Annotated in this window: 20 protein-coding genes; 8 read left to right on the plus strand and 12 right to left on the minus strand. The window is 67.1% G+C overall.

The annotated features are described in order from the left end of the window. Positions 1 to 128 precede the first annotated feature (128 nt). Positions 129 to 1,361, plus strand: a complete 1,233-nt coding sequence (locus tag WFH25_RS13865) for a Gfo/Idh/MocA family protein (RefSeq protein WP_071296046.1) — start codon at positions 129 to 131, stop codon at positions 1,359 to 1,361. A 74-nt stretch (positions 1,362 to 1,435) separates the two neighbouring features. Beyond that, entirely contained in the window at positions 1,436 to 2,449 is a 1,014-nt protein-coding gene (locus WFH25_RS13870; protein WP_229087208.1) for a LacI family DNA-binding transcriptional regulator, read from the plus strand. 154 nt (positions 2,450 to 2,603) lie between these two features. Here WFH25_RS13870 and WFH25_RS13875 read toward each other — a convergent pair whose 3' ends face one another. Next, positions 2,604 to 3,053 (minus strand): winged helix-turn-helix transcriptional regulator, encoded by a 450-nt coding sequence (locus WFH25_RS13875; protein ID WP_336698156.1) that lies wholly within the window; start codon positions 3,051 to 3,053, stop codon positions 2,604 to 2,606. 84 nt (positions 3,054 to 3,137) lie between these two features. Here WFH25_RS13875 and WFH25_RS13880 point away from each other — a divergent pair, with 84 nt between their 5' ends. Continuing rightward, positions 3,138 to 3,833, plus strand: a complete 696-nt coding sequence (locus tag WFH25_RS13880) for an SDR family oxidoreductase (RefSeq protein ID WP_336698157.1) — start codon at positions 3,138 to 3,140, stop codon at positions 3,831 to 3,833. Positions 3,834 to 4,199: 366 nt separating this feature from the next. Here the strand turns inward: WFH25_RS13880 and WFH25_RS13885 are convergent, their stop codons facing one another. Then, positions 4,200 to 4,760: a GrpB family protein gene (locus WFH25_RS13885; RefSeq protein WP_336698158.1), complete on the minus strand. Its 561-nt coding sequence runs from the start codon at positions 4,758 to 4,760 to the stop codon at positions 4,200 to 4,202. A gap of 84 nt (positions 4,761 to 4,844) precedes the next feature. On the opposite strand from WFH25_RS13885, the gene mtnN reads away from it, so the two are divergent. After that, the gene (gene mtnN / locus WFH25_RS13890; protein ID WP_083403429.1) at positions 4,845 to 5,555 is read left to right on the plus strand and encodes a 5'-methylthioadenosine/S-adenosylhomocysteine nucleosidase; all 711 of its coding nucleotides are present in this window, start codon (positions 4,845 to 4,847) and stop codon (positions 5,553 to 5,555) included. Positions 5,556 to 5,564: 9 nt separating this feature from the next. On the opposite strand, the gene WFH25_RS13895 is transcribed toward mtnN, so the two are convergent. After that, positions 5,565 to 5,738 carry a GNAT family N-acetyltransferase gene (locus WFH25_RS13895; RefSeq protein ID WP_336698159.1) on the minus strand — a complete coding sequence of 58 codons (174 nt, stop codon included), beginning with the start codon at positions 5,736 to 5,738 and terminating at the stop codon, positions 5,565 to 5,567. A 657-nt stretch (positions 5,739 to 6,395) separates the two neighbouring features. Between WFH25_RS13895 and WFH25_RS13900 the strand changes: the two genes are divergently transcribed. From WFH25_RS13900 to WFH25_RS13915, 4 genes are all read left to right on the plus strand, one after another. After that, positions 6,396 to 7,034, plus strand: a complete 639-nt coding sequence (locus WFH25_RS13900) for a hypothetical protein (protein ID WP_336698160.1) — start codon at positions 6,396 to 6,398, stop codon at positions 7,032 to 7,034. Beyond that, a complete protein-coding gene (locus WFH25_RS13905) occupies positions 7,031 to 7,171 on the plus strand; it encodes a hypothetical protein (protein ID WP_336698161.1) in 141 nt (46 codons plus the stop codon). The genes WFH25_RS13900 and WFH25_RS13905 overlap by 4 nt, the downstream gene beginning before the upstream one ends. Continuing rightward, positions 7,168 to 7,386 (plus strand): hypothetical protein, encoded by a 219-nt coding sequence (locus WFH25_RS13910; RefSeq protein WP_336698162.1) that lies wholly within the window; start codon positions 7,168 to 7,170, stop codon positions 7,384 to 7,386. Before WFH25_RS13905 ends, WFH25_RS13910 begins: the two co-directional genes overlap by 4 nt. A 163-nt stretch (positions 7,387 to 7,549) precedes the next feature. After that, positions 7,550 to 7,750: a hypothetical protein gene (locus tag WFH25_RS13915; protein ID WP_336698164.1), complete on the plus strand. Its 201-nt coding sequence runs from the start codon at positions 7,550 to 7,552 to the stop codon at positions 7,748 to 7,750. Between the two features lie 446 nt (positions 7,751 to 8,196). Here the strand turns inward: WFH25_RS13915 and WFH25_RS13920 are convergent, their stop codons facing one another. From WFH25_RS13920 to WFH25_RS13960, 9 genes are all read right to left on the minus strand, one after another. After that, positions 8,197 to 8,871, minus strand: a complete 675-nt coding sequence (locus tag WFH25_RS13920; protein WP_336698165.1) for a hypothetical protein — start codon at positions 8,869 to 8,871, stop codon at positions 8,197 to 8,199. Then, positions 8,871 to 9,278 (minus strand): hypothetical protein, encoded by a 408-nt coding sequence (locus WFH25_RS13925; protein WP_336698166.1) that lies wholly within the window; start codon positions 9,276 to 9,278, stop codon positions 8,871 to 8,873. The genes WFH25_RS13920 and WFH25_RS13925 overlap by 1 nt, the downstream gene beginning before the upstream one ends. Positions 9,279 to 9,308: 30 nt before the next feature. Further along, positions 9,309 to 9,716 carry a hypothetical protein gene (locus WFH25_RS13930; RefSeq protein WP_336698167.1) on the minus strand — a complete coding sequence of 136 codons (408 nt, stop codon included), beginning with the start codon at positions 9,714 to 9,716 and terminating at the stop codon, positions 9,309 to 9,311. Further along, complete coding sequence (locus WFH25_RS13935) at positions 9,713 to 10,030, minus strand: hypothetical protein (RefSeq protein WP_336698168.1); 318 nt, start codon at positions 10,028 to 10,030, stop codon at positions 9,713 to 9,715. The genes WFH25_RS13930 and WFH25_RS13935 overlap by 4 nt, the downstream gene beginning before the upstream one ends. An 8-nt stretch (positions 10,031 to 10,038) precedes the next feature. Then, entirely contained in the window at positions 10,039 to 10,788 is a 750-nt protein-coding gene (locus tag WFH25_RS13940) for a hypothetical protein (RefSeq protein ID WP_336698170.1), read from the minus strand. 63 nt (positions 10,789 to 10,851) lie between these two features. After that, on the minus strand, positions 10,852 to 11,214 hold the full coding sequence (locus WFH25_RS13945) for a hypothetical protein (protein ID WP_336698171.1): 363 nt from the start codon (positions 11,212 to 11,214) through the stop codon (positions 10,852 to 10,854). 113 nt (positions 11,215 to 11,327) lie between these two features. Continuing rightward, positions 11,328 to 12,689, minus strand: coding sequence for a hypothetical protein (locus WFH25_RS13950; RefSeq protein WP_336698172.1), 1,362 nt, complete (start codon positions 12,687 to 12,689; stop codon positions 11,328 to 11,330). 38 nt (positions 12,690 to 12,727) lie between these two features. Then, entirely contained in the window at positions 12,728 to 13,810 is a 1,083-nt protein-coding gene (locus tag WFH25_RS13955; RefSeq protein ID WP_336698173.1) for a hypothetical protein, read from the minus strand. Positions 13,811 to 13,827: 17 nt separating this feature from the next. Further along, positions 13,828 to 14,760, minus strand: coding sequence for a hypothetical protein (locus WFH25_RS13960; RefSeq protein ID WP_336698174.1), 933 nt, complete (start codon positions 14,758 to 14,760; stop codon positions 13,828 to 13,830).

Genomic DNA, 14,760 nt, shown 5'->3' on the forward strand with positions numbered 1-14,760 from the left:
GGGTGGCAAGAGGCTTTTTCTTCGTTTGAATCAGGGGTTGTCACGTGTAGACATCGGTGTCAGGATGGCCCTCGATCGCATCGGAGCGACCTGCCCGGCGACGCATCCCCCACCTGGAAAGGTCACTGATGATCTCTGTCGGAATGGTCGGCGCGGGCCAGTTCGCCCCCCAGTTCGCCAAGCTGTTCAAGCTGCACCCGGACGTCGACCGCGTCTTCGTCACCGACCTCGTCGACGACCGGGCATCCGAGCTCGTCGAGTCGCAGCACCTCGACGGCACGTTCCCGGACTTCGACGCCGTGCTCGCCTCGGACGTCGACGCCGTCGCGATCTTCACGCAGCGCTGGACGCACGGCCCACTCGTCGTGAAGGCCCTCCGCGCCGGCAAGCACGTCTACTCGGCCGTGCCGATGGCGATCTCGGTCGAGGAGATCCAGGCCATCATCGAGGCCGTCCGCGAGACCGGGCTCACCTACATGATGGGCGAGACGAGCTACTACAACCCCGCGACGGTGTTCGCCCGCTCGAAGGTCGCCGAGGGCGCCTTCGGCCGCGTCTTCTACGCCGAGGGCGACTACGTGCACGACATGGACCTCGGCTTCTACGCCGCGTACCAGTTCAGCGGCGGCGAGGACTGGAAGCGCACCGCCAGCTACCCGCCCATGCTCTACCCGACGCACTCGGTCGGCGGGGTCCTCGGTGCGATCCCGGGGCACGCGGTCAGCGTCAGCTGCATCGGCGTCAAGGACGACCGCGGCGACGGGGTCTTCGACAAGGACGTCAGCCAGTTCGACAACGACTTCTCGAACGCCACCGCGCTGTTCGAGCTCGACAACGGCGGGGTCATGCGGATCAACGAGATGCGCCGCGTCGGCTACCCGTCGCACATCCGCGAGTCCCGCTTCCGCTACTTCGGCACCGAGGCGAGCTTCGAGCAGCTCGCCAAGGTCAGCGTCTGGCAGGACAAGGAGGACTCGCACGACATCAGCGACCAGATCGACACCCAGGCGACGATGGAGCTCGACGACCCCCGCCTCGCCGGCGTCGACCCCTCGCTCCGCGACGCGTTCGTCTCCGGCTACGCGGCCGTGCACGACACGTCGCGCCTGCCGGCCGAGTACGCCGGGGTCCCGACCGGACACGAGGGCAGCCACCAGTTCCTCGCCGACGACTTCGTCCGCGCCGTCGTCGACCGGACCCTGCCGCCGGTGAACGCCTGGACCGCCGCCCGGTTCACACTGCCCGGCATCATCGCCCACCAGTCCGCACTGCAGGGCGGCGTCCGCCTCGAGGTGCCGGACTTCGGCGACGCCCCGGAGACGGTCGAGGCGGTGGGCTCGTCTAGTATCGCCAGCGACTAGCAAGTGGTGTTCGGGTGTCGGTCCGCACGGGCCGGCACCCGAACGCGACTTCCGACCCGACGAAGGTGGCACCCGTGACCGTCCCGACGACCCCGAGGGCGGTCACCCGCGCCGACGTCGCCCGGTACGCCGGCGTGAGCACCTCCGTCGTGAGCTACGTCGTGCACGACGGACCCCGTCCGGTCGCAGCGGCCACCGCGGCACGCGTCCGCGAGGCGATCCGCGTCCTCGGCTACCGCCCGAACGCGAGCGCGCAGGCCCTCCGCACCGGGTCCTCGAAGATGCTCGGACTCATCGTCCCCGAGCTCGACAACCCGTTCTGGTCCGAGCTCGGCGTCGCGGTCACGCACGCCGCCGCCGCGCGCGGGTACGACGTCCTGCTCGCCAACAGCGACGGCGACGCCGCGCAGGAACGGGAGCGCCTGCGCAGCCTCTCCGCCCGGCAGGTCGACGGCATCATCGTCACGAGCATCATGACGCGGCCGGACCTGTCCACCGTGACGGACCCCGGCATCCCGATGGTCCTGCTCAACACCTTCTTCGAGGTCCCCGACTACGCGAGCATCGGCGTCGACGCCCTCCGTGGCGCGTACGACGGCACGCAGCACCTCGTCGAGCACGGGTACCGCTCGATCGGCCTGGTCATGGGGCACGCCGGCTCGATGGAGCTCCGCGAGCAGGGCTGGATGCGGGCGCTCCGCGACGCCGGGCTGCCCGACGGCCCGATCGTCCGCTGCGACTTCACCCGACGGGGCGGCTACGAGGCCGGTCTCCGCATGTTCGGCGAGGGCTCCGGCCCCCGAGCGGTCTTCGTCAGCTCCGACATGCAGGCGGTCGGGCTCCTGCGCGCCCTCTTCGAGCTCGGACTGTCCGCGCCCGACGACGTCGCGATCGTCTCCTTCGACGGCGCGGTCGAGGCCGACTACACGAACCCGCAGCTCACCACGGTCCGGCAGCCGATCGAGACGATGGCGACCGCCGCCGTCGACCGGGTGCTCGGCCTCGACGCGGACAACCAGTGGCACCGGGACCTCGTCCCCGCCGAGTTGGTGCTCGGCGCCAGTTGCGGGTGCGGCGTGCGTCGCTGACGCACCCGCCTGCGGTCCAGGAGGCGCGGTGCGGGGCCGACCCGCGCCTCCCGTCCGACGCTGGTCACGCCAGCCCGCCTGCTCGCGCGAGTGCGCGCGCTGACGACGACTGCGCGCGGTCCACCGTGCTCAGTCGTCGTCCGGCCGCGCACCGTCAGTCCTCCATGACCGCCTCGAGCGCGTCGAGCGCGACGCGGCGGTGCCCGCTGCGCGTCACGGCGACCGCCTCGACCGGCTCGCCGGTGGTGGCCTCGACGAAGCGGAGGTCGGACGTGCGCTCGGACGGCCGGTGCCGGTCCGCCCACCCGCCCAGTGCGAGCAGCACGAGCGAGAGGTCGCGGCCGGCCTCGGTGAGGACGTACTCGTCCCGGACGCGTCCACCGTCCGGCTTGTAGGCGTGGCGTTCGAGGACGCCGCCCTCGACGAGGGAGCCGAGGCGTGCCGTGAGGACCTCCCGCGGGACCCCGAGGCTCTGCTGGAACTGGCTGAAGCGGGTCGACCCCGCGAGGGCGTCGCGGACGATCATGAGCGTCCACTTCTCGCCGAGGACGTCGAGGGACCGCGCGATGGGGCAGCGCTCGTCGCCGCCGAGGATGCCGAGCATGTGTTCATCCTACCTGGGTTCGGAATCCAGACACACCATGCTAGGTTCACTTCCCGTACCCAACCTCTTCGACAGGAGCACACCATGACCACCCTCACCGACGCGACCGTCCTCGTCACCGGAGCGAACGGCGGCCTCGGCGCCGCGTTCGTCCAGCAGGCCCTCGACCGCGGCGCCGCCAAGGTCTACGCCACGGCCCGGACCCCGCGCACCTGGGACGACGAGCGCATCGTGCCGCTCGCCCTCGACGTCACCGACCAGGCGAGCGTCGACGCCGCCGCCCGTGCAGCAGCCGATGCCACGATCGTCGTGAACAACGCCGGCATCGGTGGCTCCGCGCCGCTCCTCGAGACCTCGGTCGACGAGGTCGAGCACGTCTTCGCCACGAACGTCTTCGGTGCGCTCCGGGTCGCCAAGGCCTTCGCGCCGTCGCTGGCCGGAGGCACGCTCGTCGACGTGCACTCGGTGCTCAGCTGGATCGCGCTGGCCGGGGGCTACTCCGCCTCGAAGGCCGCGTTCTGGTCGATCACGAACTCCCTGCGCCTCGAGCTCGCACCCCAGGGGACCCAGGTCCTCGGAGCGCACCTCGGTTACACCGACACCGGCATGACGGCCGACCTCGACGTCGAGAAGGCCGACCCGGCGGACATCGTGGCGGCGATCTACGAGGCCCTCGAGGCCGGCGAGCACGAGGTCCTCGCCGACCAGGTCAGCCGCGACGTCCGCGCCGGACTGAGCGCCCCGCTGACCGCGCTCTACCCGGCGCTGGCGTCGGCCTGACGCCTCCGCCGTCGATGGCCTCGGCGGCGCTCGCGACCCGGCCCGCTGTTCCGCGCGACGGCGAGGCGTCGGGACGCGCGGCGGCGAGGCGTCGGGACGCGCGACGGCGAGGCGTCGGGACGCGCGGCGGCGAGGCGTCGGGACGCGCGGCGGCGAGGCGTCGGGCCGCGCGGCGGCGAGGCGTCGGGCCGCGCGGCGAGGCGTCGGGACGCGGCGGGACCGCCGGTTCCGCGGGGCGCGTGACCGTTCCGGTTCGCGAATCCCGTGATCCGCGAACCGGAACGGTCACGACGGCGGGCCGACACGCGCACGACCGCCGCGAGTCGGCCGATCGCAGCCGGTCGGGTCACACCCGCGCGTCGGGGGTCAGCCGTGGGCGCCTCGGCCGGTGATGCCCGCGGTGGCATCGGCGATCGACGCGCGCTCGGAGTCGGTGAGACCCGCCGCGCGCAACACCCGGTCGAGCACCGCGGTCTTGCGCACGAGGTAGTCGTCGATGTCCAGCGCTTCGGCGGCAGCCCGACGCTTCACGGCGGCGTACTCCTCGCGGAGTGCGTCGTCCGCGCGCAGGACATCGCGCACGCCGAGGTGGTTGCGGAGCGCGAGCGATCCCTCGACCACGACGTAGGTGTTGCTCGGGGCGAAGCGCTCGGGCGTGCGGAACGCCTGCCGCCCCGGGATGCCGAGGTCGCCGCGCGGCACGAAGCCGATCGCAGCGAGGGCCTCGACGGCCGCGTGCACGTCCGCCGCCCCGACGACCACGTCGACGTCGATGACGGGCTTCGCCGCGAGGCCGGGCACCGCCGTGCTCCCGACGTGCTCGATGCGGTGCGGGACCCCGGCGGCGAGGAGCGCCGCGCCGTACGCCGTCCGCAGCACCGCGAAGCGCCGCGGCCACTCCGCCCGGTACTCGACGACCTCGACCACACCGCCCCCTGGATCTCCTCGCGCACGGTGCACGGTACGCGTCCCGGTGTCCCGACGGTCGGCGGCCCGTGCGATCATCGATCAGTGCAACTCCCTCCCCCGATCGCGGTCGTCATCGCCGCCATGAGCGAAGAGGTGTCCGCGTTCGCCGGGCTCCTCGGCGGTGTCCCGATCCTCGACGGTCCGGTCGGCGGTCACGACGAACACCACCTGCTCGACGTCGGTGGCGCCACGGTCGCCGTGCGCCGCAGCGGCATCGGGTTCACGAACGCCACGGCAGCGGTCGCCCACGCCTTCCACGACTTCGGCTCCGGCATCCCGGTGATCAGCGTCGGGACGGCCGGTGGGCTGATGCACGGCGTCGAGATCGGCGACGTCGTCGTCGGGGACCGCTACGTCAACCTCAACGCCGACGCGACGGCCTTCGGGTACGCGCTCGGCCAGGTCCCGGGCATGCCCACCGGGTACGAGCCCGACGACCGGCTCGTCGAGCTGGCACTCGCCTCGGACGCCGGGTACCGCCTCCGCTCGGCCACGATCGGCTCGAGCGAGATCTTCGTCACCGAGGGTCGAGCGCGTCTGCTCCGGACGGCGTTCCCCACGGTCGCGGCGGTCGACATGGAGTCGGCGGCGATCGCGCAGTTCGCGCACGTCCACGCCATGCCGTTCGTCTCCGTCCGGTGCATCAGCGACCTGTGCGCGCCGGACGGCGACGAGTTCAAGGAGCACCTCGACGATGCGGCCGCGCGTGCCGCCCGGGTGGTGCACGACGTGGTGACGGGGCTCGTCAGCTGAACCGGGGGCTCACCGGTCGGTCGGAGCGAGGAGCTGGAACATGACGTGGTCGCGCCACGCCCCGGCGATCCTGAGGTACTCGGGCGCCAGGCCGTAGCGCGTGAACCCCGCTGCCTGCAGTGCACGCTGCGAGCCCACGTTCTCGGGCAGGGTCTCCGCCTGGACACGGTGGAGCCGCAGCACGTCGAACGCGTGGGCCGCAGCCGCCCGGACCGCCCGGGAGGCATGTCCCTGCCGGACCCGGTCGGAGCGATCCAGTACCCCATCGCACACGACTGCAGGGCACCGCGGGTGATGCCGCTCAGCGTGATCCGGCCGAGCAGTTCACCGTCGACCGACTCGATCACGAACGGGACGGACGTGCCGGCACGCTCGGCCGCGAGGGCCTGGACGATGACGTCGTGCTGCCCCGCCTCGGTGAAGTAGGCGGGCGAACGGGTCGGTTCCCACGGCCGCAGGTGGTCGGCGCTCGCACTGACGACGGCCGCGAGCGTCGAGGCGTCGTCGACGCGGATCAGGCGCAGGCGTGTGTCCATGGCGGAGGGTGTGGGATTCGAACCCACGAGCCTGACGTTTTTCGGGACACTTGTGCCTACTTTCGGGTGACCACCAGCCCAAACGGTCACCGTCCGGTTCGTAGGCAGTGGCATCGTGCCACAGTCTGGCACACAAGAAGAACGCCCCCACTCGCTCAGGTGGGGGCGTTCGTCGTCCCGCGCTTGATTCCCGTCCGGTAGATGGACAGCGGGGACGGGGTGAGCGTACCTGGTCGCAAGTGTGGCGGTGGTCACGACGGTTGAGGTAAACTGTTGCTATGAGCGAGACAGATGAGGCGCGCTGATGGGCATGTTCGACAGCATGATCGATGCCGACGGGCGCGAGTGGCAGACCAAGGCGTTTGGGCGCGCACTTGAACGGTGGCGCGTAGGCGACCAGGTTCCGGCAGACGACAGCGACTTCCAAGCAAGGGTGCTCGGTGACGAAGCGTTCGGCTACAAGTACGCGCTCGCGACAGTCCGTGACGGCGTGCTCACCGAAGTACCCGCCGAACGTGATCCGCTGCTGCTGCTGGTCGACTATCAGGGCGGCTACCTCGAATCACCGGCACCGATGAACGCCCCCACCCCGGAGCAGATGCGCGCGCTGGCGGATGAGCACGACGAGGAAGCTGGCGAGTACGTGCTCGACAAGGCCGAAAAGGAAGGCCAGCCCGAGTACGGGGATCTGTACGAGTACGAAGACCGAATCGTCTGGCACCGAAACACTGCGACCGCTCTCCGTGCCGCCGCTAACGAGGTGGACCGGCTGCGTGACCGCAATTCGATGGACTGGTACCAGGCAGGTCGGGATGCTGATGCGGAGAACGAGCGCCTACGTGCCCTGATCGAGAACGCCCCGCATCAACTGGATTGCAACACGGAACCGGGCGGCATCGGCGACCCAAACATCTGCACCTGCTGGAAGGCGGACGCGCTGTGACCGACTACGACGAATGGCTGGGCCAGGACGACCCCCGGTACGTGTGCATCGAAGACTGTCCACGGATCCACATCGGACGGCTGCTCGTGCACTCCGCAGAGTGCCGTGACTCAAATCTGAAGGCGGATGCGCTGTGAGCACTGTTGAGCGGCACGAACGTTGGGTAACTGATGTGCCGACCATGCATGATGCGTTCGCGTTCATCATGGAACACGTTGACAAGTACGCCGACCCGGAAGTGACCATCAAGCCTCGACGCTGGTACGACGGCGACCTGACAGGGCCGGACATGTCGCAGCCGGGTGAGCTCACCTTCGAAGTCACCGTCAGCGGATTCGAGACGATCACATGACCATGCACGTAGTGCCTAGGGGCGACCTCATCGAACACGACACAGACGACGAGTGCGTGTGCCGCCCAACGCCACGTTTCGAGGAAGGCGGGATCGTGTACGTGCACCACTCGCTCGACGGACGGGAGCTTGAAGAGTGACCACCCCCGCTACAGTTCCTCGTGTGGGTAACCCGAAGCGTGTCCTGACCGCGGAGGACGAGCAGGCGATCCGGGACGCGATGCGAGCCGCACAGTCCGCCGACACGGCCGTCCGTGAAGCCGTCCTCAGCGCTCACGGCCACGGCGCGTCGATCCGCGTCCTGTCCGAGTTCACCGGGATGAGCACCAACACGATCATGCGATGGAAGAAGGACGGACGATGAGCGAACGGCGTGGATGGCAGGTCGCGTGTGGGCTGTTCGTACTGTCGGGCGTACTACTTGTCGCCAGTGCTGTTCTCAAGGCATTCGGCCTCTGACGCAACACGTTCCGCCGACTGACTGTCGCCGGCTACTCGTACTGTGCCGCTCATGGGTGTTCGTCGCCGTGATCGTTGGTTGCCGCCTGACGCGTTCAGTCTGAGCGAGGAAGCACGTGGGGTGGTGCGGGCAGAGTTCGACCCGCCACGACCCTGCTACGCCTGGTTGCAGACGACTGACCGGCTGATCCGTGTCGACGCGATGGCACTCGCAGCGACGGATGACGCGGTGCTCGTCGAGTGGGGATCCGGGCAAGCGAAGACGAGCGCGTGGGTGTGGAGGGCTGCGGTTCGGCATCGCAGGGACGACGAAAGCCGCCCGCCCACCATGTAGGTGGGCGGGCGGCTCGTTTACTGCGTAGGGACGCATCCTGTCTGCACGCGTCCGATCTCTGCGCCGTTCTGGTCGTAGAAGACCACGTACGACGTCAAGCCATCCATGACGCACTGCACGGACGACACGGAACGACCGTCAGCGCCAGGCTTACCGTCCGCGCCATCCTGTCCTGCAGGTCCGGTAGCACCAGTCGCACCCGTGTCGCCCTTGGGGCCTTGCGGGCCTGTCGCGCCAGTCGCACCGTCAGCGCCATCCGCGCCGGGTTCACCCTGCGCTCCAGACGCACCCGCATCACCTGTGGGACCAGACTTACCAGCCGAACCGGTGCTACCAGTGTCGCCCTTCGGACCAGGTGAACCAGTAGCGCCCGTCTGACCGCGCTCACCCATGTCACCCTGCGGTCCCTGCGGCCCTGGTTCGCCACGTTCACCGCGCTCGCCAGTTGCACCCGCAGCACCTGCCTGCCCCTGCACCACCTCGTTCGGTGAGTTCACAACCGGCTTCTCGCCTGTGCTCTTCACCTGGTCGATGAGCGCCTGGTTCGTCTTGATCAGCTCATGCCGGTCGTTGTACAGCACCATAAACCCGGCGAACACGGTAGCGACGACAAGAGCGATGACCACCCACAACGTGACCAGCGACCACGCCACCTTGCCCGCACTACGGCGGACCTTCGCGAACAGCATCATCAGCCACCAGCTCCCGGGATGAAGAAGTCACGGAGGACACCGAGCAGGACAGCGAACACTGCCAAACCGATCGACGTGTACGTGGACCGTGCGGCTGCTTTGCGCTTCTCTTCCGCTTCGTCCTGCGCTCGTTTCTGGTCGCGGACTTCCTTGCGTAGGTCCACGACTTCCTGGTGCATTGCAGCAGCGGCAGTGTCTCGTGCAGCATCCAAACGGACGTGCTCCTTACCTGCTGCTTCAGCTCGCTCAGCAAGATCCTTCTGCTGTGCGATCTGCCGTTCCTCGAGGTTCTGCACGACCACGGTGAACTCCTGACGGGAAACCATGTTGCGGAGCTCTTGGCGCAGGTCCAGTACGGCTCGGTAGACCTCACCGAGTGTCACTTGCTGCTGATCGCCGTCAGCCATACCGTCCCCCTTCCGTGGGATGACGTGCGATCAGAGCGCTGCGATGACCCGGTCCGCTTCCGCGGTGACGTGTGTTTTCATCTGGTCACGCATCATGACGACGTTGCCGTTGATGGTGTTCGTCTGCTGCCCGAAGCCGATGAGCAGCTGCTGCATGATGCTGGTGATGAAGTCTTCCGACGCGCCCTGCACGGTGAGGGGGATGTCGGAGGCGGGGTAGAACCGTGTCCAGACGCTGCCCTGCGTGAGCGGGAGAACGTCGGGGTCCCATCCGTTGTGCTTGAGGACGGTGCGGCACACAGCATCCGTGACGGACGTGACTGCGTAGCCGGCGGTCGACATGTGCTGCGTTTGCGTGCCCGTCACCCAGCCGAGGATCGCGGGACTGATCGACCAGACGATGCCGGTGTCCGTGTTCCGGATCAGTTTCTGCGTCATGCGGAGTGTTCCGGGCCGCCGAGGCCGTCACCCTTGACCAGTGCGTCGTTGGGGCCGGGTGCGGGGACGACGGCCGGCTGCGACGGGAACCATGCGCCGAAGAACGCGAGGACGAACCCGCCACCCACGGACGCGATGATGCCGCCGACCTCGGGGCCGTCGATCTTCCCGTCAGCGAAGATACCTGCGAGGGAGATGGAACCGAAGCCTGCGATCGCACCGGCAACACCAGCCGTGTACGCCTTCTTGGCGCGGGCGAGCGAGAACTGGTCCTTGAGGGTGGTGCCGACGCTGGGGTCGATGATCTGAGTCATGGGTGCTCCTAGCTGATCTTCTTGAGGGCGACGCGGATGACCTCGAACTCGAGGTCGTTGAACGTGGCGCGTGCAGTGGGGACGGACGCTTCGACGCGTTCGAGCAGTTCAGCGACCTGGCTGCCGGTGAACGGCTGGCCTGCGACGGTGAGCTTGCTGATCTTCCACGTGTTGCGTGCGCCGATGGCGACCTTGTATGAGCCGGCCTGGATGACCTTCATGTCTGCCTCCTTGGGTGCCGGCCTCGTGCCGGGGACGTTGTTCGCGGTTTCGCCCATGAGGGGCGCGCCTGCGATGGGCGCTCGGGTGGCGGCGTAGATGCCGTTGCAGTGCCACGCTTCGGGTACGCGGAAGGTTGCTCCGGTGTGCACGACGCCGCGGCGGTTGAGGATCACGTACAGCTGCTGGAACTCGCTGTCGGTGAGTGCACGATTGCTGCCGTCGAGCCGGGTGACACCGAAGTCGACTGCGGTGCCGATCTGCGGCCCGTGCGTGGACGTTCCGGGGTAAGCGGCGAGCGAACCTTCGCCAGCCAGGTAAAGGTTGTAAAGGTCCCACTGCCGGTCGAGCTCGCGGACACCTTCGTTGGGGGTGAGGTGTTCGCCGTTGCTGCGGAGGACGTCGCGGTCGAACTCGAATGCTGCGGATCGGAGCTGTTGTGCGAGGTACGCGTCGGTGACGGTCTGCAGTTTGCCGCGTGGTGTTGATGCGGTGCCGTCGTGATACGACGACACCCCGATTGGGTACCGGTCGGCCATGCCGCCTCCTAGAACGACGAAAAGCCGCCCCGGATGGGACGGCTTGATGATGTGGCTGCGGTGTCAGACGTGGATTCCGTAGACGGTGAGCACAGCGGTTGAGCCGAGTGCGATACCGAGGGTGCGGACGCTGATTTTGCAACCTGTGGTGGTGATGCTGCCGGGGACGACTGCCGCGATTGCACCGAGTGCTGCACCGGATGATGTGACGGTTGCGGCGACCGCGTAGTTCGTGTCGGCCATTGCCGTGTCCCAGGCGATCATGTACGTCTGTTCGGCGTTGATGCCGAGCGGTGTCATGCCGGTGACGGTTTTGACGCGGACGACTGCGGAGTCTTTCTGCGAATGCCACGCAATGTGCCAAGCCTTGTACTGCTTCACATTTGCGATGCGTGAGAAGCAGAGTTGGCAGGTGAGGGCGGGCACGACGTAGACGTTTGCGTCTCCGGGTGCCCACCCGTTTGGTGCTGGTACTCCGTTGGCGTCGAGTGCGTATTCGTAGTCGACTTGCTGAAAGACGTCCACTGATCCCCCGTTGGTTAGTCGGTGAGGTAGGTGATGCCGTCGAGGATCGCGTAGGTGGTGGTGCCGTTTGCGATGTCTCGAATGTCGATCTGCCCGTTGGTGTTGAAGTTGAAGCGGAACGCGGTGCCGGCGGTTCCTGTTGCTGAGAAGATCCGAGTGGTGCCCCCCGAGGGGACAGAGGGTGCATATGCGGCGGGAACGGTGATGACGTTCGTTTGCGAAGCCATGTTCGCGTTCCGGTTTAGCTGCCCCGTCCATTCCACGCGGTTACCGATCTTCCGATAGCGGAGGGTGTTGACGCTATAGCCGGAGCCAGTTGCAACCGTTGGTGACAACCATTTCGAGTCCGCAGTGATCGATGTGCCGTCGAGCAGCTGGAAGTCTCCCGCTGTAACAATCACTTTCGAAAGCGGCACAACCCCATTGGAATCTGCGTAGGCCGGCTTCACGATGTCAACGACATCGCCTCCATATGGATTGATCCAAGAGAAGCGATTCCCGAAAAAGCGTGTCCCTGCTGCAGTCGTGCCTGTGGTTCCGTTGGAATCCGTTTCAATGATCGGCAGCTTTGGCACATCAGTTGCCGACGACTGCCCGGCGAAGACTCTCCGTACAACGAAGTCCGCAGTCGCCAAGCCACTCGGGATGCTTGCGGAAACCTTCACGGTGCCCGTCCACGATCCGGTCAGCGATGTATTGACGGGCGTGTAAATATTGCACGTTCCCGCACCGTTCGGCCCGTTAGCTTTCAGTTGCAAACCCGCATATGCGGATGAGCTGTAGATGATGCCTTCGATGCTGGCAGCGGAGGCCGTGGCATCGCTATAGACGTCGAGTCGCGTGTTCAGCAATTCGATTCGCTTGCCAGTTGCGGCTGAACGAATTGTCGCGCCTGTGATGGTCTGCCCGTCGACCGCTCCAGCTTTCACCGTGTCAGCGATTACGTTCCGGAGTGCCGCCCCGTCGATCGGCGTGAGCGTCCACTGCGAGTTCGATGCGGACCACCGGTACTGGGCGGTCGCGTTGCCGCCCGTGCCGTTGGTGACGTACCAGACGTCGCCTTCCGTGGTGCCGGGGTTGGCAGTGTTGTCCGGAACCGCCGTCGACCACGTGGTCTTCGTCTTCGCCGCTGCCGCCTGCTGAGCCGCCTGCGCCTGCTGCTGGGCAGTCTGAGCCGCGGTGCTGGCGTTAGCAGCGTCGTACGATGCGCCCTGCGCAACACCAAGAGCGCCAGAGGCAGTCGTCTGCGCACCGTCAGCTGTGGCCTGAGCGGTTACCGCCTTGTTCTGTGCCGTGTTTGCCGTCGACTGCGCCGAACGAGCCGACTGGTTAGCCGACGCGAACAACTCCCGCACCTGACGCTGCAGCTCCTGCACCCGAGCCGGAGTCTCCGCCTTATTCGGCATCCGAACCATCAGTCACCCGGCCCTTCCAAAACAGGAGTCACCTGCTCCAGACCATCAAGATCCAGAACCCAACCCAAAGCACGAACAACACCCGACAAGCCGCCAGGGAACGACCGCACACCAGTCACCACGTAACCGATGTCGTCACCCTCAACCCAGTCGACGCCGAGCCGTGGCGCGTCCTCCACAGCCGCCTTCAACGCCAACGTCCGTGTCCCCTCAGCCGCCTCAGCAGCACGAGCACGGGCGAACGAATCCAACCGGTCGTCCACGTCGTCAACGTTCGTGTCAGGCGTGAACCGGAGCTCGAACGTGGGCCGGTTCAGGTCCGGCGTCACCACATGGTTCGACTGCGGACGGGCAGTACCCGACGCGTTTGACGTCGCCATGACATCGTTCGCGCCGTTCCCTTCCGTGTAGTCCCGGTCCATCGACACCGACGACACAGGGCCGGGGATCTCGAACGTTGCCGGCGCGGACAGGCCAGCCGGGACACGGTTGCCGAGCTTCGTGCCCGACACGCGAAACACGGGCGTGTACGTGCGGCCCGAGTCGAGTGTTTCCCACCCGATCGTCCACTCCGGCCCGCCATCGAGCGCGGACAGGGTTTGGAGCGCCGACAGAACCGTCTTGTCGTCCGTGTCCTGATACGACTGGTCCGTCAGCACACCACGCGACGACCCCTCGACGACCACCCGCATGGGGATGCCGCCGTTTGAGCCGGTCAGCACGAACCGGTTCAGAAGGTCGATGATGATATCCACCGCACCGACCTGCGAGTAATCCACATCGCCCACGAACCGCCGCGACAGGTACCCCGTCTCATACGTCGCCAACGACACCGGCACCTTGTCCGACTCGTCCGGGATCGTGTGCGTCACCATGCCGCCCCACACAGGCACACCCGACGCATCATCCACGAGGACCAGCGCGGAACCGCCCTCGAGGATCGCACGACGCCAGTTCTCCGGCGTCTTATGCGTCAACGGCAACGTCCCCGAAGCGGTCGACCCGTCGCCAACTTCCTTTGATACGGTGCCGCACTCGAACTCCGGAAGCTCAGCAACCAGCAGTCCGGTGCGGCTCTCCACTGCCAGCCATGAGTACGTCACACGACCGCCTGCCAATAGACACCGCTGCCAACAAGGCCCGACTGCGATGCCCAGACCGACCCGTTGTAGTAGATGCGAAGAGTCACGTTCGTCGCGGTCATGCCTGCGACGCGCACGGTGAACTCACTTCCGCCAGCAGTTCCGTACCATTGGGGGAAGAACTGCGACGGAACAACCCCAAGCGAGTGCGGCACCGACACGTCACCGTTCGCGTTGCTGCCAGTGATCGCCTGCGTACCGAACTGCTGCAGCAGCGGCGAGATCCGCACCCAAGCCGTGCCCGTCCACGAGTAGACGCCGTTGTTGGTCGCAGTCGAATCACCGACGACGGTTGCGAGCTGACCCGCGTACCCGCCCGTGATGCCAGTCAGCACCGACAGGGCGTTGAACGGCAGCGTGCCGCCAGCGGCAGTCAGCGTTCGAGCAACCCACGTCACAGTCGGCGTGCCACCGCCCGACTTCGGTACGTTGATGCGCGCCAGAACCAGCGAACGGGCCGGAGTTGCCGGCGCGCTCGGAGATGCTGCAGCAGTTCCAGCCAGGTAGCCGATCGTCGCACCCGGCGTTGACGAACCATCCGACTCGGCCGGATCGTTCACCTGCACGTACACGATGTCCACACGCGGATTCGACGCATCAGCAGCCGTCAAACTCCCCGACACGGTCCCATCGTTCGAGAACGTGTACGGGCCAGCCTCAGCAGCCGCCTGAGCATCAACCACACCCGCAACCGGAGCACACGACCACGTAGTCGACGTCGCCGTCACAGTCGCAGTAGACGTACCCGGACGCACACCCGACGTCGCCCCCAACGGACGCGCTGCAGTCGCACCAGACACAAACGGCGCATTCGTCGTCTGCCGCAACTGACGGCCCGCATACGTCGGATTGTTCGAAACAGCATTCACAGGCCACACGTTGATCGCCAT

Origin of the sequence: Curtobacterium sp. USHLN213 (assembly GCF_037144815.1) — a bacterium.
Lineage (GTDB): Bacteria > Actinomycetota > Actinomycetes > Actinomycetales > Microbacteriaceae > Curtobacterium.

Excerpts from the sequence above, each read along its gene's own strand:
- WFH25_RS13930 (WP_336698167.1), bottom strand. The coding sequence starts at position 9,716 with ATGACGCAGAAACTGATCCGGAACACGGACACCGGCATCGTCTGGTCG.
- WFH25_RS13920 (WP_336698165.1), bottom strand. The coding sequence starts at position 8,871 with ATGATGCTGTTCGCGAAGGTCCGCCGTAGTGCGGGCAAGGTGGCGTGG.
- WFH25_RS13940 (WP_336698170.1), bottom strand. The coding sequence starts at position 10,788 with ATGGCCGACCGGTACCCAATCGGGGTGTCGTCGTATCACGACGGCACC.
- WFH25_RS13880 (WP_336698157.1), top strand. The coding sequence starts at position 3,138 with ATGACCACCCTCACCGACGCGACCGTCCTCGTCACCGGAGCGAACGGC.
- WFH25_RS13875 (WP_336698156.1), bottom strand. The coding sequence starts at position 3,053 with ATGCTCGGCATCCTCGGCGGCGACGAGCGCTGCCCCATCGCGCGGTCC.
- WFH25_RS13960 (WP_336698174.1), bottom strand. The coding sequence starts at position 14,760 with ATGGCGATCAACGTGTGGCCTGTGAATGCTGTTTCGAACAATCCGACG.
- WFH25_RS13925 (WP_336698166.1), bottom strand. The coding sequence starts at position 9,278 with ATGGCTGACGGCGATCAGCAGCAAGTGACACTCGGTGAGGTCTACCGA.
- WFH25_RS13935 (WP_336698168.1), bottom strand. The coding sequence starts at position 10,030 with ATGACTCAGATCATCGACCCCAGCGTCGGCACCACCCTCAAGGACCAG.
- WFH25_RS13865 (WP_071296046.1), top strand. The coding sequence starts at position 129 with ATGATCTCTGTCGGAATGGTCGGCGCGGGCCAGTTCGCCCCCCAGTTC.
- WFH25_RS13900 (WP_336698160.1), top strand. The coding sequence starts at position 6,396 with ATGGGCATGTTCGACAGCATGATCGATGCCGACGGGCGCGAGTGGCAG.